Below are 19262 nucleotides of genomic sequence, written 5' to 3' on the forward strand. Positions count from 1 at the left end.
CAGCTATCCGAGCATGGGCGATACCAGGATCGCGCCGCCACCGAATTTCTCTCCCCGGGCACACGAAAAGCCCCGCCCTCCCGAAGGAGAACGGGGCTTTCGTTGTCGCTGAGACCTTACTCGCCCGAGGCGGAGGCCGGAGCCTCACCCGCGAGGGCGGCGACCGGCTTGTCCTCGACGCCGGAGTCCGACTTCTTGGTCAGCTTGGCCCTCGGCGTGAACGTGAACTTGGCGTTCTCGCCCTGGCCTTCGCCGTCCCAGCCCTCGACGTCCACCACCACGACCTGACCGGCGCCCAGTTCGCCGAAGAGGATCTTCTCCGACAGCTGGTCCTCGATCTCGCGCTGAATGGTGCGACGCAGCGGGCGGGCACCCAGGACCGGGTCGAAACCGCGCTTGGCCAGCAGGCTCTTGGCCTGTTCGGTCAGCTCGATCTCCATGTCCTTGTTCTTCAGCTGGTTGGCGACGCGGCCGATCATCAGGTCGACCATCTGGATGATCTGGTCCTGAGTGAGCTGGTGGAACACGATCACGTCGTCGATACGGTTGAGGAACTCGGGCCGGAAGTGCTTCTTCAGCTCGTCGTTGACCTTGAGCTTCATCCGCTCGTAGTTCGAGCCCTCGTTGTTGGACTGCGCGAAGCCCAGACCCACGGCCTTCGAGATGTCCGAGGTACCGAGGTTCGAGGTGAAGATCAGCACCGTGTTCTTGAAGTCGACCGTGCGACCCTGACCATCGGTCAGGCGGCCGTCCTCGAGGACCTGCAGCAGGGTGTTGTAGATCTCCTGGTGCGCCTTCTCGATCTCGTCGAACAGCACCACCGAGAACGGCTTGCGACGCACCTTCTCGGTGAGCTGGCCGCCCTCCTCGTAGCCCACGTAGCCCGGAGGGGCACCGAACAGCCGCGAGGCGGTGAAGCGGTCGTGGAACTCGCCCATGTCGATCTGGATGAGCGCGTCGTCCTCGCCGAACAGGAAGTTCGCCAGCGCCTTCGACAGCTCGGTCTTACCGACACCGGACGGACCGGCGAAGATGAACGAGCCCGACGGACGCTTCGGGTCCTTCAGACCGGCGCGGGTGCGGCGGATGGCCTTGGACACGGCCTTGACCGCGTCCTCCTGGCCGATGATCCGCTTGTGCAGCTCGTCCTCCATGCGGAGCAGACGGGTGGTCTCCTCCTCGGTGAGCTTGAACACCGGGATACCGGTCCAGTTGGCCAGCACCTCTGCGATCTGCTCGTCGTCGACCTCGGCCACGACGTCCAGATCGCCGGAGCGCCACTGCTTTTCGCGCTCGGCCCGCTTGGCGACGAGCTGCTTCTCCTTGTCGCGCAGACGCGCGGCCTTCTCGAAGTCCTGCGCGTCGATCGCGGACTCCTTCTCCCGGCGCGCCTCGGCGATCTTGTCGTCGAACTCGCGCAGGTCCGGCGGCGCGGTCATCCGGCGGATGCGCATGCGCGCACCGGCCTCGTCGATGAGGTCGATCGCCTTGTCCGGCAGGAAGCGGTCGTTGATGTAGCGGTCCGCGAGGGTAGCGGCGGCGACGAGAGCGCCATCGGTGATCGAAACCCGGTGGTGCGCCTCGTAGCGGTCGCGCAGACCCTTGAGGATGTTGATGGTGTGCTCGACCGTCGGCTCGCCCACCTGGACCGGCTGGAACCGGCGCTCCAGGGCGGCGTCCTTCTCGATGTACTTGCGGTACTCGTCGAGCGTGGTGGCGCCGATGGTCTGCAGCTCACCGCGAGCCAGCTTGGGCTTCAGGATCGAGGCCGCGTCGATCGCGCCCTCGGCCGCGCCCGCACCCACCAGGGTGTGCAGCTCGTCGATGAACAGGATGATGTCGCCGCGGGTGTTGATCTCCTTGAGCACCTTCTTCAGGCGCTCCTCGAAATCACCGCGGTAGCGGCTGCCCGCGACCAGGGAACCCAGGTCGAGGGTGTACAGCTGCTTGTCCTTGAGCGTCTCCGGCACCTCGCCGTTGACGATGGCCTGGGCGAGACCCTCCACGACGGCGGTTTTACCGACGCCGGGCTCACCGATCAGGACCGGGTTGTTCTTGGTACGGCGGCTCAGCACCTGCATCACGCGCTCGATTTCCTTCGAGCGGCCGATGACCGGGTCGAGCTTGCCCTCGAGGGCGGCCTGGGTCAGGTTGCGGCCGAACTGGTCCAGCACCAGCGAGGTGGACGGGGTCCCCTGCTCGCCGCGCGAACCGGAACCCTCGACGGGCTCCTTGCCCTGGTAACCCGACAGCAGCTGGATGACCTGCTGGCGCACCCGGTTCAGGTCCGCGCCCAGCTTGACCAGCACCTGCGCCGCGACGCCCTCACCCTCGCGGATCAGGCCGAGCAGAATGTGCTCGGTGCCGATGTAGTTGTGCCCGAGCTGCAGCGCCTCGCGCAGCGACAGCTCCAGCACCTTCTTGGCGCGCGGGGTGAACGGAATGTGGCCGGACGGGGCCTGCTGGCCCTGACCGATGATCTCCTCGACCTGCGAACGCACACCCTCCAGCGAGATGCCAAGGGATTCCAGCGACTTCGCCGCGACGCCCTCGCCCTCGTGGATCAGGCCCAGCAGGATGTGCTCGGTGCCGATGTAGTTGTGGTTGAGCATCCGGGCCTCTTCTTGGGCCAGGACAACGACCCGCCGCGCGCGGTCGGTGAACCTCTCGAACATCGCTCCCTCACTCTCCTGCTCCGCCATCACTGGCATCCGGCGCTTCAGACCCTGTGCTGCCCTTCTGGTCGCCAGCCTGCCATGAAGCCCTGGGGTTGCATCCCCCGACTCCACTCTAGTTGCCGGGGGTCACGCACGTCGTCCGTCCACCCTATTGCGAACCGGCGACAGTACGACTCATTCAGTCATAACGGGGCAGTTGCGCGGACCGTTTCCGAATCGGCTACGCCCACAGCGAACAGTCACGTTCGGGGTTCCTCAGTCGCCGGTGACGGGCGGGACGAACTCGCACGGCACCGGCTGGGCATGCTCCGGATCGAGCGCGTTGAGGGCCATCATGGCCGCGCGGCGACTGCCGGCGATGGCCATGTGATCGGAGAAGTCGACCGGGCAACCGTCCTGCATCAGATCATTGGTGACGTTCGGAGCCGGGACCAGCGCGATGGCGGGCCATACCGCCTCGTCGAAGTTGGAGGCCAGGTTGGTGTAGGTGACCGACGGGTCGTAGACGCCGTCGGCGTTCAGCGCATTCATGAACGAGGAGTTGCCGAGCATCTCCGGGCACGCCTGACACACGACGCCCATGGCGGCCAAGTTGTCCACCTGGTCGGCGCTCGCGCCGAGCTGCCGTCCGAAGGCGCGCACGACGTTCATCTGGTCGCCGAAGATGCCCAGCCACGGAGGCGCGATGGCCACGAAACGGTTGACCTTGCCCGAGCCGCCGAGCCGCTTGATGTAGTACTCGCCGACCGTGTTGCCCTGCGAGTGGGCGACGAAGTCGACCTGCGCCGCACCGGTCGCGGACAGCACGCGGCTCACAAAGGCGCCCAGCTGTGCGGCGCTCTCGGGGATCGGCTTCATACCGCCCAGCGCGGACAGCGGCCACGGCACGTCGAGGGCGCCATAGGTCAGGGCGAAGACGCAGTAGCCCTGGTTGGCGAGCAGTGGCGCGTAGGCGCCCCAGTTGGTCTGCGCACCGCCCGCGGTGCCGTGCACGAGGACCACCGGATCCGGGTGCGCCGCACTGGGTTTGCAGGACCAGTCATTGGCGCCGGGCAGCGAGCCACCGGGATTGGTGAGCTCGTTGGGGATGCCCGCGAAGAAGTTGAAAGTGACCGGGTATTCCGCTCGGGCGGTACCGCTCGCACCGATCCACAAGACCGCCAGAACCGCCATGATCAGCAGTGATCCCGGCGTTCCTCGTCTGGGCATCCTTCTCATGTTCCCTCCCAAATTAGAACGCGTTCGGCATACCTAATCAGGAAACAAGCACGAGGGATGGGTTACTGGCGGGTAAGTTCTGAAACCTGTTTCAGTATAGGAAAACGGCGGCGGCCGGGCCCCGCAGGCGGCTTGTGAGGCCGCATCCAGGGTCCCGGCCACCGCCGGAATCGGACCGAACTACTGCTGACCGGAGACGAATCCGGACTGGGCCGGGAAAGGCTGCTGAGCCGGAGCGGACCACGCGGCCGGAGCCGAGTACGCGCCCGGCGCCGGCGGGAAGCCCGGCTGCGCGGTGGGCGCGACGGTGGTGACCGCGGCGGCCGCGCTCGCCTCGGCATGCTGGACGCCGGCCACGAACAGCGCGCCCGTCAACACCAGGAACGCCAGCGTGTGGAGCACCGCGCGGACGATATTCCAAGTCACCCACGAGCTTTCGAACTGCGAGCGCACCGCCGCCAGATCCGGGATCTGCCCGACGTCGCCGGCATTGGCCAGCTGATTGTTGAGCGGCACGTTCAGGCCCGAGGTGACGCAGAAGGCGATCACATTGAGGGCCAGCGCGACCCCGATCCAGATCAGCGTGGTGCGGTTGTCCTTGCCCAGGTGCAGGGCCGCGGCCAGCACGGTGAAGCCGACCGTGCCCATGAATCCGAGCATGAACCACGGATTGATGATGACCACGTTGATCTTCTGCATGACATCGATGAAGGTGCGGTCGTCGGACTGGCCCAGGGCCGTCATCACCGAGGTCGCGTAGGCGTAGAACACCCCGGCGATCAGTCCGGTGGTCAGCGTCGCCGCCACCAGCGCAGCGGTGCGAAATGCGAACATGGTTCTCTCCTGATTGGATCTGCCACCCGTGTTCTTCCCGGGCGATCGACTACGTCCAGTCAATCGCCGGCGGGCACGGAAACCCATGGCTCAGAAGCTCGCACGCATGCGCAGGGGTCCAACAGGCACGGGCAGTACCAGGATCGGCGAATCAGAGGTCGCGTTCGGAGATGACGCCGGACTGCATGGCCAGGTTGGCGAGGCGGACCCGCTTCTGGTTCTGCGGGAGGTCCTCGACACCGAACTTCGCGAACAGCGCGCGGAGGTGGGTCTTGATGGCGTCGACGCTGAGGAAGAGTTCCGCCGCGATCTGCTGGTTGGAGGCGGGTGAGGCGAACCCGTCATTGCTCCGGAGCGGCCGGCAGAGCGCGACCAATACCGACCGCTGGGTTTCGGTGAGCGAGCGCAGCGTCGGCAGCCCGCCGGTGGAGGTCTGCGTGACATCGCCTGCGGCGCCGCTGAAGTCGTGGAAGGTGACCCGCGAGGTGCCCATCCGGATGACGTCCCCAGGTTGCAGACGATGGCGGCCGACCAGGCGATCCCCGTTGACGAAAGTGCCGTTGCGGGAAAGGCCGTCGTCGACGATGGTCCAGTGCGCGCCCAGGTACTCGGCGGTGGCATGCAGCCGCGACACCTCGACGTCCCAGAACAGGGACAGGTCGGCCTGAGGCGATCGCCCGATGGTGATTCGCGGCTGGTCAGGGGACAGCATCAGCTCATGCTGACGTCCCTCTTGATCCTTGACCCGGAGGAAGGAACCGTGGAAAGCGGTCACTGCGCCGATACCTCTTCTCTACTTCCAGCCAGTGACATCGTCCGCACGTTTCAATGGTGCCTGGCCTCCCCGGCACTAGCAAGATCGCAGTCGATCCCCCTGTTATACGCAAAGCGTATGAAGAAAACCACTGCCGCCCGGGCACGCACGAAACACCCGGACGGCAGTCGAATCGGCGACTAGTCGGACAACTAGTTCTTAGCAGCGGCCTTGTTGTAAGCCTCGGTGATGTCAGCGGAGATACGACCACGAGCGGACACCTTGTGACCATTCCGGCGTGCCCATTCGCGAATGGCCGCGCTTTGTTCGCGATCGATCGACACCCGGTTCTTCGGGCCCGCGGCCGGAGCACCGGCCACCTTGGTACGACGCCGGCCACTCACACGCCGAGCAGCCGAAACCCAACTGTCCAGACCCTCCCGCAGCTTGGCCGCATTCTCCGTCGACAAGTCGATCTCGTACGAGACGCCATCGATTGCGAACTCGATGGTCTCGTCCGCGATGGACTCACCGTCGACATCGTCGATCAAGCTAACGGTGACCTTCTTTGCCATGAGATGAACGTCCTCTCGAAATCGTGCGACCCGCATAGTCAGGCCGATTACCCGACGCCAGAATACCGCTAATTCCGATAGTCCCAGAACAGGGCCCGGAAATGCAATCCGGAGAACTATCGGGCTACCGGACGCACAATTGGAAAGAGTATCGTTTCCCGGATTCCCAGGCCAGTCAGGGCCATCAGCAAACGATCGATACCCATACCCGTTCCGGTTGTGGGAGGCATACCGTGCTCCATCGCGGTGAGGAAGTCCTCGTCCAGGCGCATGGCCTCCTCGTCACCGGCCGCGGCCAAACGCGCCTGATCCATGAAACGGTCCCGCTGGATCACCGGATCCACGAGTTCGGAATAGCCGGTGGCCAGTTCGAAGCCGCGCACGTACAGGTCCCACTTCTCGGTAACCCCGGGCTTGCTCCGATGCTGGCGCGTCAGCGGCGATGTCTCGACCGGGAAGTCCCGTACGAAAGTCGGCGCGTACAGCTTGTCACCGTAGACGTGCTCCCACAGTTCCTCGACCAGTTTGCCGTGCCCGTAGCCCTTGCCCTCCGGAATTTCCAGACCGACCCGGTCCGCGAGTGCCAGCAATTCCTCGACCGACGTTTCCGGGGTGACCTCGGTACCGATCGACTCCGACAGCGACGGGTACATCTCCACGGTCGCCCACTCGCCGGACAGATCGTATTCGGTGCCGTCGGCGAGCGTCACGACCTGCGTGCCGTAGACCTCCTGCGCGACTTCCTGGATCAATTCCCGCATCATCGTGGCGGAATCATCGTAGGTGCCGTACGCCTCGTAGGTTTCCAGCATTGCGAACTCGGGCGAATGGGTCGAGTCCGCGCCCTCGTTGCGGAAGTTCCGGTTGATCTCGAAGACCTTCTCGATGCCGCCGACCACGCAACGCTTCAGGAACAGCTCCGGAGCGATGCGCAGGAACAGCTCCATATCGAGCGCGTTCGAGTGCGTGGCGAACGGACGGGCCGCGGCGCCGCCGTGAATGGTCTGCAGCATCGGGGTCTCGACCTCGAGGAAACCTCTGCGCTCCAACGCATTTCGCAGGGCGCGCACAGCCGCGACGCGGGTGCGGGCCATCTCGCGGGCCTCCGGGCGCAGGATCAGGTCGACGTAGCGCTGGCGGACGCGCGACTCCTCGCCCATCTCCTTGTGGGCCACCGGCAGCGGGCGCAGCGACTTCGCCGCCATCTCCCACGTATCGGCCATCACACTCAATTCGCCCGTGCGCGAGGCGATCACCTCGCCGTGCACGTACACGAAGTCACCCAGGTCGACATCGGACTTCCAGGCCGCCAGCGACTCCGCGCCGACGCCATTGAGGCTGATCATCGCCTGCAGCTTGGTGCCGTCGCCCTCCTGCAGGGTGGCGAAACACAGTTTGCCGGTATTTCGGACGAAAATGACGCGCCCCGCAATCCCGACCGTCTGACCGGTCTGGGTATCGGCCACCAGATCCGGGTACGCCTCGCGAATTTCACCGAGGGTGTGGGTACGGTTCACCACCACCGGATAGGCCTCACGGCCCTCCTGGAGCAACCGCTCGCGCTTCTCGCGGCGAATCCGCATCTGCTCGGGAACGTCGTGCTCCACGGGGGCCGCCGCGGCACGCTTTTGCCCAGCAGGAACGGGGTTGCTCGAGGGAGAAGAAGGAGTGGAGGTGCTCACGGGTCTCAAGACTATCCTGCGGCGGAATTTCTTTTTTCCGCCGCCTCCCCGCCGGTTCGGCTACAGCCAGGCGAGGGTCGCGACCTCGCGTTCGAAGTGCGGGGCAGTGACCGCGGCGGTCAGCAGGCCCGCCGCTTTCAAGGCCTGATATCCGCCCTCGAGATCGGTGGCGCGGCGCAGGCCCAGCTGTTGCAGGGAGGCGGCGGCCAGGCTCGAGGTGTATCCCTCCGAGCAGACGATGATCCATTCCATGTCGTGGTGCTCGGCCATGGCCAGACGCGCGGAACTCGACGGATCCAAACGCCATTCCAGGACATTTCGCTCGATCACCAGGGCGCCCGGCAGGGTGCCCTCGCGCATCCGCTGCGCCTGCGGGCGAATATCCACCAGAATCGCGCCGCGGGCGATGGCCTGCGGGATTTCGATCGGAAGCAGGCGACGCAGCTGCCCGCGGGCCTGGGCGAGCATGCCGTCGATCGTCATGTGGGTCATTCGAGTTCGCCTTCGGGCTGGTCGGTGAGGACGGAACGGGTGCGCCGCAGGGTGCCGTGGCCGGTGACCTCGTAATAGGACATGGCCGTCAGCGGCGGGGAATAGGCGTGCACGCTCAAAGTCGGATTCAGCGGGCCGGTGATGCCGGCCTCCGCCTCGGGGGCACGCACCACGTCGTGCACCCAGCCGAGCGGGAAAGAGGCCTGATCACCCGCGGTGAGGGTGCGGCGGCGCAGGTCCCGGCCGTTCCAGCGGTATTCCGACAGCGCGCCGGAGAGCACGGTCAGCGCTCCCAGCGAGCCGGCGTGGTCGTGCAGTTCGGTGTATTTGCCCTCGACCCAGCTGATCAGCCAGATGTCCACCTCGTCATCGGCGACAAGCCTTGTGGCCCAGCGGTTTTCGGTGGGCCACAGGCCGCCGTCGGGCAGCAGGTGGTCGTAGCGGCCCTCCAGCACGTCCTGGGCGCCCTCGTCGGTCAGGCGCAGCAGGTCGGCCGGACGCAGCCGGGTCGGCAGGGCGGAGGCGGTGGCCCGCTCGGTGACCTCGGGCAGGAGCGGCGAGGCGGCGGCGCGGATATCGACAGGGAGGGAAAAAACAGAGGAACGCATGAGCGAAACTCCAAGAAGTGTGTTTGTGGTCGGGGGCTATACGAAGCCTCGACGACCGTCGAGGCGAATCAGCCTCGACAACACTCCTGGGTGCTCATGCGGAAATACACGTCGGCGAGTCTAACAGCGGTCCGCCGGGAATCACCAGGGCTCCCGGCGACGACTGCGTCACTTTTATTCCAGCCGGTCTGTTCAGGGCCGGGCGGCGCCCGGCTCGGACCGGGACCGGCGCTGCTGATTGCGCTCGTAGACCAAGCGCAGGCCGTCCAGTGTCAGATGCGGCTCATGATGCTCGATGGTCTCCGACTCCGGCACGATCAGCGGCGCGGTCGCGCCCGTCGCCACCACCGCCACATCGTCGCCGGAGAAGGCGTCGATATCGCGAATGCGATCGATCAGGCCGTCCACCAGGCCCGCGAAACCGAAAATGGCGCCCGACTGCAGGCACTCCATGCTGTTCTTGCCCACCACCGACCGCGGGCGGGTCAGCTCCGCGCGGCGCAGCGCACTGCGGGCGATCAGCGCCTCGGTGGAAATCTCCACCCCGGGCGCGATACTGCCGCCGAGGAATTCCCCCTTGGCCGACACCAGATCCACACAGATGGCCGTCCCGAAATCCACCACGATGGCCGGCGAATGGAAACGGTGATATGCCGCAAGACAATTCACGATGCGGTCCGCACCGACCTCCTTGGGATTGTCCACCAGCAGCGGAATACCCGTGCGCACACCGGGTTCCACCAGCACGTGCGGGACATGAGCCCAATAGCGGGACAGCATTTCACGCAGCTCGCGCAGCACCGGCGGCACCGTGGACAGCGCCGCGACGCCCACCACCTGTTCGGCGTCCGCGCCGATCAGGCCGCGCACCTGCAGCGCGAACTCGTCCGCGGTCAGCAGCGGATTGGTGTGCATCCGCCAGTGCCGCACCAGCTTCGCGTGGTCTCCGCTGCCGGAGAACAGGCCCAGCTCGATGCTGGTGTTGCGGACATCGATGGTCAGCAGCATGGCCCGCCGCTCAGGCCAGCGAGAGCGAACGCGGCGAGATCAGGTCGGACCCCTCCGGGGCGTGCGCCGGATCGGTGCCCAGCTCGACCGGGCGATTGCGCTCGTCGACGAAGACCACGTGCGGGGCGTAGTTCTTCAGCTCGGCCTCGTCCATCATGCCGTAGGCGATCAGGATGACCAGGTCGCCGGGATGCACGAGATGCGCTGCGGCACCATTGATTCCGATCACGCCGGACCCGCGCTCGCCGGCGATCACATAGGTCTCGAGGCGGGCCCCGTTGGTGATGTCGACAATGCTGACCTTCTCGCCCTCGAGCAGGTCGGCGGCATCGAGCAGGTCCTGGTCCACGGTCACCGAACCCACGTAGTGCAGATCGGCGTGAGTCACCGTGGCGCGGTGGATCTTCGACGTCATCATGGTGCGCAACATCGTCGTCGCCTTCCTAGAGAGCTGCCTGGGCAGGCTGATCGGGGGCAGTGGGGTGGCCATCGAGCGGCTTGCCGATGGAGACGGGCATGTTGTCGATCAGGCGGGTGGTGCCGACCCGGGCCGCGACCAGCAGCCGGGCATTGCCGGTCGGCCACTGCTCGGAGAAGTCCGCACCCCGCAGGGCCAGATAGTCGACCTGGATGTCCGGCGCGAGATCCAGCACCGACTGCGCGGTCTCCAGCACGGCCTCCGGACCCCGGCCCGCCGCGTGCCGGCCGGCCAGCAGCGCCGCCGACAGGGTGGTGGCCAGGTCGCGCTCCGCCGCGCTCAGGTAGCGGTTGCGGGAGGACTTGGCCAGCCCGTCCGCCTCGCGGACGGTCGCCGCCGGCACGATCTTCACGTCCATGTTCAGGTCGACGACCATCTGCCGGATCAGCGCCAGCTGCTGGTAGTCCTTCTCGCCGAAGAACGCCTCGTGCGGCATGCAGATATTGAAGAGCTTCGACACGACGGTCAGCACACCGGAGAAGTGGCCCGGGCGGGTCGCGCCCTCGAGGATGTCGCCGTAGGGACCGGCCTGCACCGTGGTGCGGGTGCCGAACGGGTACATGTCCTTCGCGCTCGGCGCGAACACCAACTCCACGCCCTCGCCGCGCAGCAGCTCCACGTCCGAGTCCAGGGTGCGCGGGTACTTGTCGAGATCCTCGTTCGCGCCGAACTGCAGCGGGTTCACGAAGATCGACACGATGACCGTGGTGTTGGTCAGCTTCGCCAGCCGCACCAGCTCCAGATGGCCCTCGTGCAGCGCGCCCATGGTCGGCACCAGCGCGACCCGGCGGCCCACCGACCGCAGCGCCTTCACGACCTTGGTCATGACGGCCGGATCGTGCAGCACGGTCAGCTCGCCGCGCTTGTACGTGCCAATCAGCTTGGGGTCCATGGGCGTCAGTGTCCTTTCTCCAGCAGATCGATCAGGGCGGGATTGGTCTTGGCGCGCTCGGCCGAACGCAACGACAGGGCGCGATAGCCCGCGGCCAGCCGGGGATTCAAGGCTTCGAGAGCGTCCAGATGCGCGGCCACCGCGGCCACATCGCCGCGCGCCACCGGACCCGTCAACGCGGCCGGGCCGCGGCGCAGGGCATTGTCGAGGGCGGCCGAGGCCAGCGGCGCGAGCATGCGCTCGGCCAGGCCGTTCGGCTGATCGTCGACCGTCTGCTGGCCCAGCAGACCCGGACCGGACAGCGCCGCGCGCAACGCCTCGACCGCATCCACGATCAAGGTCACCAGATGGTTGCTGCCGTGCGCGAGAGCCGCGTGATAGAGGGTGCGGTTCTCCTCCGCGACCCGCACCGGCTCGCCGCCCATTTCGATCACCAGCGACTGCCCGATGGCATAGCCGATGTCGTCGGCGGCGGTCACACCGAAGCAGGCATTGGCCAGGCGCGCCACATCCTCGTCGTGTCCCGTGAAGGTCATGGCCGGATGAATCGCCAGCGGCAGCGTGCCCAGCGCGGTCAGCGGCGCGAGCACGCCGACCCCGTTCGCACCGGACGTGTGCACCACGATGGTGCCCGCGCGCACCGCGGTCGCGGCCGCCAAACCCGCGACCAGACCCGGCAGTTCACTGTCCGGCACCGCGAGAATCAGCAGCTCACTGCGGGCGGCGACCTCCTCGGCGGGCAGGATGCGGGAATCCGGCAGGCGCGTGGTGGCACGACGCACCGAGGCATCCGAAATCGCGGAAACCCCGAATACGACATGCCCGGCACGCTCGAGTGCCACACCCAGCGCGGATCCAACGCGTCCCGCCGAGACGATTCCCACCGTCAAGCGTGCAGGCGCAGGATCGGTCCCGCAGACATCCTTGTCCGAGGTCACTTTGTCCTCTCGAAAGTCGTTCCAGTCCCGCCTTGCGGGTACCGGACGTTACTCGAGCGAGGATATCGCCGCCGATTCGCCAGAGCTACCCACTGTGGGATAGGCAACTCTCGCGACTCTCGGGGGCGCTGCCCCCGACCCCCGGTGGACTTCCGGTCAGTTGCTGTTCTCGGACTTGAGATTGGCCATGATCTCGGCGACCGAGAGGCGGTGGGTGCCTTCGGCGCCGGCGTCGTCCTCGGAGCGGCGACGACGGCGGGTGGTGGCGCGGCCCACCGGGGCCGAGGGGGTGGGGTCGGGGGTCAGGCGCGGGGCGGGGCCGTTGGTGGCGGTGCCATTGGCAGTGGCGCTGCCATTGGTGGCGGTACCGCCATTGGCGGGCGCACCGCCGTTGGCGCCGGCACTGGCGCTGGTGCCGGCATTGCCATTGGTGCCGGCATTGCCGTTGGCCGCGGGGGCGGCGGGGGCGGCGGCGGATTCGTTGGCGGCCTCCGGGTTCGGGGGCGGGGTGGACGAATCCGGTTCGGCGGCTGCGCGTTCGGCCTCGTAGTCCTGGCGCATGGCGTCGGTGATGATCGACGTCTCGGCGGTGACCGGGTCGTCGAAGGGGGTGGCGAAGGCCGGCGGTTCGGGGTGCGCGGGATCGAACTTCGGGGCCATGCGGGCGCGCGGGTCGTCGTCGTCCTCGGCCTGGTCGGGGGACGACCACGGGTCCCAGGGATCCGCGTCCGGCCAGTTATCGTTCGCCGCCTCGGGGGCCGAACCGGCCTCGCTGCTCGGAAGTTCTTGGACCCGAACGGCATCCGCACGCAGGGCCGGACGCTCGGAGGGCAGATCGCCGTCGAACAGTCGCTGCAGGCTCTCGCGCAGGACCGTGAGTTCGGCACGCAGCGCGGCCATCTCCGCGGCGTCGGCGCCGACCTCGTGGCGGACCCGGGTCTCCACGCCGAGCTCGTATTCGCGGCGGGCAGCAACCTCGCGCTCCAGCTGGAGTTGGTAGACCTTCTGGAGGTCACCCACTTTCGCCTTGTCGACGGCCGCCTCCCTGCGATAACGGGTGGCCGCGAGCGCGCCGATGGCGGCCGCCCAGAGGGCCGCGACCAGGCCCACCCGGATCAGATGGAGGTTGTCACTGAAGACCAGGAAAACGCTGGCAACCAGTCCGAGGAGAAGCAGAAAGCCGGTGAAGAACTTTCCCGCATCCTCCCGGCGGCGACGGGAAGCACTGCTACGGGAGGGTGAAACCATGTCCGCCAGCGTAGCTTGATCTCGGGAGTGCGGTCCCCACCTTGGGGATGATCAGTGCCAATCCGTTAGCTATGAAGTAGCTGCCTCATCGGGCGGCTCAATGGGAGCGCGGCAGCAATACTCCAGCCACAGGGCCGCTGCCACCAGGGCCACCCCGCCCAGCAGACCCACCACCGCGCCCGGCGTATCCGAAGCCGCCGCGCGCAGATCCGAGCGCTGCATGAGCAGCCACACCAGGAAACCCAGCCAGATCCCGCCCACCAGCGACCCCACCTGCGCCGACGCCTTCGCCAGCGCCACCGCCCGGGCCGCCGTGATCGCATGCAGCTGCCCCGAACCGGGACCGATCCCGTGATTCTCCTTACGCTGCCGAATCACGAAGGCCAGCACCGCCTCGAGCAGCGCCACCGGCAACAGCGAGGCGCCCGAGAACACCGAGATCGGCGGGAAACTCGAATACGCCATATTGGTGGCGACCCAGGCCACGATCGCCGCCAGCAGCACATTCGCACACAGATCGAGAATGCGGGTCGGCTTCACCGCAGCAGCTCCGGCGTCACGGCGTCCAGCCCAGCGTCAGCTCGGTGCGGCGCACCCCGCTCACCTCGGCGGAATCCAAGGCGGACAGCCACTCTCGCAGCGTGCGCAGTGCGCCGGTCGCCTCCAGCTCCGCCTCGGGATCGACCTCCAGCCACGGCACCAGCACGAACGCGCGACGGTGGGCCTGCGGATGCGGCAGCGTCAGCACCGGATCCAGGCTGCGCACCACCACCCGGCCGTCGCGGCGGCGCGACTCGGCCTGCACCACGTCCACATCGAGAGTGCGTGCGCCCCAGCGGACTTCGCGGATCCGGCCCGCGGCGTGCTCCAGCTCCTGCCCCAGGCGTAGCCAGTCCGAGGGCTCCATGGCCGGATCCTCGGCCACCAGCACCGCATTCAGGTAGTCCTGCTGCGGCACCCCGCCCCACGGCGGGGTCGAGTACACCGACGAGACCGCCAACACGCGCGGGCCCAGCGCCTCCACGACACTGCGCAGATGCGCCAGCCGGTCACCGAGATTGGATCCGATCGACAGGACAACGCGGGTCACCGCTCTACTCCTCCGGTTCGCGACGACGGGACGTGACTACACGGACGTCTTCGAAGGTATGGGGAATCGGCGCGAAAGGCTTGTGCAGCACCACTTCCACGGCCTGGATGCGCGGATCGGCCATCACCTCGTCGGCGATGGCCGAGACCACCGTCTCGATCAGATCCTTCGGCTCCCCGGCCACGATCCGCACCACCTGCTCGGCCAGCTCGCCGTAGTGGACGGTGTCGGCGATGTCGTCCGACTTCGCGGCGGCCGTGAAATCCGTCCACAGCGTCAGATCCACGACGAACTCCTGGCCGTCGCGCTTCTCGAAGTCGAAGACACCGTGATGGCCGAAGACGCGCAGCCCGCGCAATTCGATACGGTCACCCGGCAATTCGATGCGGTCACCCGGTGATCCGGCGCGATGGATGCTCACGGCCGCTCCCCCGTCTCCCGGACATACCGCTCCCGCAGGCGCCGGGCCGCATTGGTGGTCGCGTCGACCACCGCGATGGCGTCCAGCGACGATCGGACATCGTGCACCCGCACACCCCAGGCGCCGTGCTCGGCGGCCAGGGCGGAAATCGTGGCCGTGGCGACCTCGCGGCCGTCCGGCGGGCGCGGGCCCTCCGCATCGGCCAGCAGGCCGCCGAGGAAACGCTTGCGAGAGGCGCCGATCAGGATCGGCAGGCCCGCGTCCATCATCTCGGTCATGCGATAGAACAGGCCGCCCAGCAACTCCCAGTTGTGGTCGGCGTTCTTGGCGAAGCCCAGACCCGGGTCCAGCACCAGCTGCCCGAAATCGACACCGCCCGCGAGGGCGAACTCGACCTGCGCGTTCAGCTCCTCCCAGACCTTGGACACCACATCGTCGTACTGCTCGGCCGGACCGGCGTGACGGTAGTCCGCCTCGGCCCGCCAGTGCATGAGGATCCATGGGATCCTGGTCGCCGCAACGACTTTCACCATGTTCGGGTCGGCACGGCCGCCCGACACGTCATTGACCATGGACACGCCCCCCGCGATGGCGGCCTCGGCCACGCTCGCCCGCATGGTGTCCACGCTGGTCGGGACCCCGGCCGCGGCCAGCTGCCGGATCACCGGAACCACCCGCGCCGCTTCGGTTTCCGGGTCGATGCGAATCGCGCCGGGCCGGGTGGACTCGCCGCCCACATCGATGATGTCCGCGCCCATCTCGTACAGCTCGAGACCGTGCGCCACCGCCAGACCCGGATCCAGGTAGCGGCCACCGTCGGAGAACGAGTCGCTGGTGACGTTCACGACACCCATCACCACACACGAGCGGCCCCCACGAGGAACAACCAGGTTGGCCCCCCGTGTACCGCTCTCGGCCATGGTCGGTCCGCTCACTTTCGCAGAATGAGATCCAGGGCCTCCGCGCGCGAAGAGGCGTTGGTCTGCAGCATGCCGCGCACCGCCGAGGTGGTGGTGGAGGCGCCCGGCTTGCGGATACCGCGCATCGCCATGCACAGATGCTCGGCCTCGATCACCACGATGGCGCCGCGCGGATCCAGCTTCTCCATCACGGCATCGGCGATCTGGCTGGTCAGCCGCTCCTGCACCTGCGGCCGCTTGGCGTACAGATCGACCAGGCGGGCCAGCTTGGACAGTCCGGTCACCCGGCCGTGCGGGCCCGGAATGTAGCCGACGTGCGCGACACCGTGGAACGCCACCAGGTGGTGCTCACAGGTCGAGTACATGGGAATGTCGCGAACCAGCACCAGCTCCTGGTGCCCCTCCTCGAAGGTGGTGTTGAGCACCTCGGACGGATCGGTGAACAGTCCGGCGAACATCTCCCGGTAGGCCCGAGCCACCCGGGACGGGGTGTCGGCGAGCCCGGGACGATCCGGATTCTCGCCGACCGCGATCAGCAGCTCCCGCACGGCAGCCTCCGCACGGTCCTGATCGAACGGTCGACCGGTGTCGAGCGCGATCAGGCCGGACACGACACGATTGTTGGTGGCCGACAATCGACACCTCCTGTGTTGACTTGCCGCACATGCACACGCGGCGTGGACGCGGTCGCCGAACCACTCGGGCGGATCCGGACGAGGGCGTTCACCCAGCGTCCGAACCCCGCCCGAGGCGGGCCGCGAACCCATTGAGCCTATCGGGACCGCGGTCAGCGACGACCGTTCGGTCCGTCCCAACCGTTCTTCTCGTCCTCGTCATTCCCGGATGCCGGCTGCGCGGCCGGGTGCTCGGGCTGTGAGTAGCCCGGCTGATACTGGGCGCCCGGCTGATAGCGCTGGTTGCCCGCGGGCGCCCAGCCGCCGTAGGTGCCGCGCGGCTGCGGGGCCTGGGCCTCGTCCTCCTGCGGCGGCCAGCCCGGCGCCGACCAACCGGCCGGGGCGCCGTAGTCCGGACGCGAACCGTGCGTCGGCGCACCGTGCCGCGGATAGGCCGGAGCCTGCGGCAGCGGATAGCCCTGCGGCGCGGGCGCCGGATAGCCGCCGTACTGCGGCTGCGCGGAGCCGTAGACCGGTTCCGGATAGCCGTTGGCGGGCTGCACCACCGGATGCGACGGCCGCGAATTGTCCTCCGGCCACGGCTCACCGCGCTCGGCGGCCAGCTCGCGCGGGGTCTTCACCGGCGGGCGATCGGACGGGGTGCGGTCACCGAAATCGTTGAAAGCCGTGATGCGCGGCCGCTTTTCGACCGTCGTCAGCACTTCCTCGAGATCCTTGCGGTGCAGGGTCTCGCGTTCCAGCAGCGCGGTGGCCAGGGAGTCCAGCTCGTCGCGGTACTCGTTGAGCACCGCCCACGCCTCGGTGTGCGCGGCCTCGATGAGGTTGCGCACCTCCTCGTCGATCTCGCGGGCCACCTCGTGCGAGTAGCTCGACGCCATGCCCATGGACCGGCCGAGGAACGGGTCGCCCTGCTCCTCGCCGTAGCGGACCGCGCCCAGGCGGGCGCTCATGCCGTACTCGGTGACCATGGCACGCGCGATCTTGGTGGCCTGGTCGATATCGGACGAGGCGCCCGTGGTCGGCTCGTGGAACACCAGCTCCTCGGCCGCGCGACCACCCATGGCCATGACCAGGCGGGCGATCATCTCCGAACGGGTCATCAGACCCTTGTCGTCCTCGGGCACCGTCATGGCGTGACCGCCGGTGCGGCCGCGGGCCAGGATGGTGACCTTGTAGACGGGCTCGATATCGGGCATCGCCCAGGCCGCCAGGGTGTGACCGGCCTCGTGATAGGCGGTGATCTTCTTCTCGTGCTCGCTGATCACCCGCGACTTGCGGCGAGGGCCGCCGATGACACGGTCGACCGACTCCTCCAGGGCCGCACCGGTGATCACATTGCCGTGTTCACGCGCGGTGAGCAGCGCGGCCTCGTTGATCACATTGGCCAGGTCCGCACCCGACATGCCGACGGTGCGCTTGGCCAGACCCTCCAGGTCGGCGTCGGTCGCGATCGGCTTGCCCTTGGAGTGCACCTGCAGAATCGCGCGGCGGCCGTTCAGGTCCGGGTTGCCGACCGGGATCTGCCGGTCGAAACGGCCCGGGCGCAGCAGCGCCGGGTCCAGGATGTCGGGCCGGTTGGTGGCCGCCATGATGATGACGCCGGTGCGCTCACCGAAGCCGTCCATCTCCACCAGCAGCTGGTTCAGGGTCTGCTCGCGCTCGTCGTGACCGCCGCCCAGACCGGCGCCACGCTGGCGGCCGACCGCGTCGATCTCGTCCACGAAGATGATGCAGGGGCTGTTCTGCTTGGCCTGATCGAACAGATCGCGCACGCGGGAGGCGCCGACACCGACGAACATCTCGACGAAGTCCGAACCCGAGATGGTGAAGAACGGCACCCCGGCCTCACCGGCAACAGCCTTGGCCAGCAACGTCTTACCGGTACCGGGCGGACCGTAGAGCAGCACGCCCTTGGGGATCTTCGCGCCCAGCGCCTGATACCGGGCCGGGTTCTGCAGGAAGTCCTTGATCTCGTAGAGCTCTTCGATGGCCTCGTCGGCGCCCGCCACATCCTGGAAGGTGGTCTTGGGCATGTCCTTCGACAGCAGTTTGGCCTTCGACTTGCCGAAGCCCATCATGCCGCCACGGCCGCCGCCCTGCATGCGCGCCATCACGAAGATGAACAGGCCCAGCAGAATCACCATGGGCAGCATGAACAGCAGAATCTGGCTCAGCCAGGAATCCTGCTTGACAGTGGTGTTGACCTTGGCGCCGGAATCCTGCGCGGCCTTGAAGACCTGCGCGGACACCTCGCCGCCGCCCGGATACTTGGCGATGAGCTTGGTCTCGCCCTTGGTGGCATCATTGCCGTTCTTCAGCGTGATGCGCAGTTGCTGTTCTTTGTCGTCGATCTGGACCGAATCGACATTCGACTTGTCCTGGAGCTGGGAAAGCGCCACCGAGGTATCGACGCTATGCCAGCCGCGCGTGTCGTTGCTGAAATAGCTGACCAACCAGATCACGAGCAGGAAGCCCGCGACTATGGCCAGGTTGCGGAACACAGTCTTGCGGTTCATAGAGCGTCGGCCGGCGGCCAGTCCTTTCCGGGGGGTGTATCCGGTTTGCCTGCGATGCTTGCGTGGCACGCCCGTTCCGGCGAACGGATGCGGACATGCCACGTTACCGCGTACGGTCTAGTCGTTACATCGCGCAGTTCGGCAGCTAGTGCAGTTCAACAGGTAAACGGCTGGAGAACGCGGGTGGTTCCCCGACCATCTGCGGCAACACACTGGGTCGATCACCCCCTGGTGTCGGACCGAGTGGTCACAATCATGGCATGGTCGTCTCATCG

19 protein-coding genes are annotated in these 19262 nt (G+C 67.2%); all 19 read right to left on the minus strand.

Going from position 1 to position 19262, the window contains the following annotated elements; all coding sequences use genetic code 11:
* Positions 1-116: 116 nt before the first annotated feature.
* The 19 genes from ABZV44_RS03565 to ftsH all read right to left on the minus strand — a co-directional run bounded on the left by ABZV44_RS03565 (position 117) and on the right by ftsH (position 18987).
* A complete protein-coding gene (locus tag ABZV44_RS03565; protein ID WP_354831410.1) occupies positions 117-2675 on the minus strand; it encodes an ATP-dependent Clp protease ATP-binding subunit in 2559 nt (852 codons plus the stop codon).
* Between the two features lie 258 nt (positions 2676-2933).
* Complete coding sequence (locus tag ABZV44_RS03570; protein ID WP_354831413.1) at positions 2934-3887, minus strand: lipase; 954 nt, start codon at positions 3885-3887, stop codon at positions 2934-2936.
* Between the two features lie 189 nt (positions 3888-4076).
* Positions 4077-4730: an anthrone oxygenase family protein gene (locus tag ABZV44_RS03575; RefSeq protein WP_354831416.1), complete on the minus strand. Its 654-nt coding sequence runs from the start codon at positions 4728-4730 to the stop codon at positions 4077-4079.
* A gap of 151 nt (positions 4731-4881) precedes the next feature.
* A complete protein-coding gene (locus ABZV44_RS03580) occupies positions 4882-5442 on the minus strand; it encodes an FHA domain-containing protein (RefSeq protein ID WP_354831419.1) in 561 nt (186 codons plus the stop codon).
* 254 nt (positions 5443-5696) lie between these two features.
* Positions 5697-6059, minus strand: a complete 363-nt coding sequence (locus ABZV44_RS03585; RefSeq protein WP_354831422.1) for an Lsr2 family protein — start codon at positions 6057-6059, stop codon at positions 5697-5699.
* A 116-nt stretch (positions 6060-6175) separates the two neighbouring features.
* Positions 6176-7642 (minus strand): lysine--tRNA ligase, encoded by a 1467-nt coding sequence (gene lysS, locus ABZV44_RS03590; RefSeq protein WP_354831677.1) that lies wholly within the window; start codon positions 7640-7642, stop codon positions 6176-6178.
* Positions 7643-7801: 159 nt separating this feature from the next.
* Positions 7802-8224, minus strand: a complete 423-nt coding sequence (locus tag ABZV44_RS03595; RefSeq protein ID WP_354831679.1) for a rhodanese-like domain-containing protein — start codon at positions 8222-8224, stop codon at positions 7802-7804.
* 5 nt (positions 8225-8229) lie between these two features.
* Positions 8230-8841, minus strand: coding sequence for a cysteine dioxygenase family protein (locus ABZV44_RS03600; protein ID WP_354831425.1), 612 nt, complete (start codon positions 8839-8841; stop codon positions 8230-8232).
* Positions 8842-9033: 192 nt separating this feature from the next.
* Positions 9034-9849 (minus strand): type III pantothenate kinase, encoded by an 816-nt coding sequence (locus tag ABZV44_RS03605; RefSeq protein ID WP_354831427.1) that lies wholly within the window; start codon positions 9847-9849, stop codon positions 9034-9036.
* Positions 9850-9859: 10 nt separating this feature from the next.
* Entirely contained in the window at positions 9860-10279 is a 420-nt protein-coding gene (gene panD / locus ABZV44_RS03610; RefSeq protein WP_354831429.1) for an aspartate 1-decarboxylase, read from the minus strand.
* 13 nt (positions 10280-10292) lie between these two features.
* Positions 10293-11219, minus strand: a complete 927-nt coding sequence (gene panC / locus ABZV44_RS03615; RefSeq protein ID WP_354831430.1) for a pantoate--beta-alanine ligase — start codon at positions 11217-11219, stop codon at positions 10293-10295.
* A 5-nt stretch (positions 11220-11224) separates the two neighbouring features.
* Positions 11225-12157: a DUF2520 domain-containing protein gene (locus tag ABZV44_RS03620; RefSeq protein WP_354831433.1), complete on the minus strand. Its 933-nt coding sequence runs from the start codon at positions 12155-12157 to the stop codon at positions 11225-11227.
* 156 nt (positions 12158-12313) lie between these two features.
* Positions 12314-13405 carry a DUF6779 domain-containing protein gene (locus ABZV44_RS03625; RefSeq protein WP_354831434.1) on the minus strand — a complete coding sequence of 364 codons (1092 nt, stop codon included), beginning with the start codon at positions 13403-13405 and terminating at the stop codon, positions 12314-12316.
* Between the two features lie 69 nt (positions 13406-13474).
* Positions 13475-13945 (minus strand): DUF3180 domain-containing protein, encoded by a 471-nt coding sequence (locus tag ABZV44_RS03630; protein ID WP_354831436.1) that lies wholly within the window; start codon positions 13943-13945, stop codon positions 13475-13477.
* 16 nt (positions 13946-13961) lie between these two features.
* Positions 13962-14495, minus strand: a complete 534-nt coding sequence (folK, locus tag ABZV44_RS03635; protein WP_354831437.1) for a 2-amino-4-hydroxy-6-hydroxymethyldihydropteridine diphosphokinase — start codon at positions 14493-14495, stop codon at positions 13962-13964.
* Positions 14496-14499: 4 nt separating this feature from the next.
* Entirely contained in the window at positions 14500-14916 is a 417-nt protein-coding gene (gene folB, locus ABZV44_RS03640; protein ID WP_354831439.1) for a dihydroneopterin aldolase, read from the minus strand.
* The gene (gene folP, locus ABZV44_RS03645; protein WP_354831441.1) at positions 14913-15770 is read right to left on the minus strand and encodes a dihydropteroate synthase; all 858 of its coding nucleotides are present in this window, start codon (positions 15768-15770) and stop codon (positions 14913-14915) included. Before folP ends, folB begins: the two co-directional genes overlap by 4 nt.
* 77 nt (positions 15771-15847) lie before the next feature.
* Entirely contained in the window at positions 15848-16447 is a 600-nt protein-coding gene (folE, locus tag ABZV44_RS03650) for a GTP cyclohydrolase I FolE (protein ID WP_354831442.1), read from the minus strand.
* 176 nt (positions 16448-16623) lie between these two features.
* The gene (gene ftsH / locus ABZV44_RS03655; RefSeq protein WP_354831444.1) at positions 16624-18987 is read right to left on the minus strand and encodes an ATP-dependent zinc metalloprotease FtsH; all 2364 of its coding nucleotides are present in this window, start codon (positions 18985-18987) and stop codon (positions 16624-16626) included.
* Positions 18988-19262 lie beyond the last annotated feature (275 nt).

Origin of the sequence: Nocardia sp. NPDC004860 (genome assembly GCF_040609015.1) — a bacterium.
Classification (GTDB): Bacteria; Actinomycetota; Actinomycetes; order Mycobacteriales; family Mycobacteriaceae; genus Nocardia.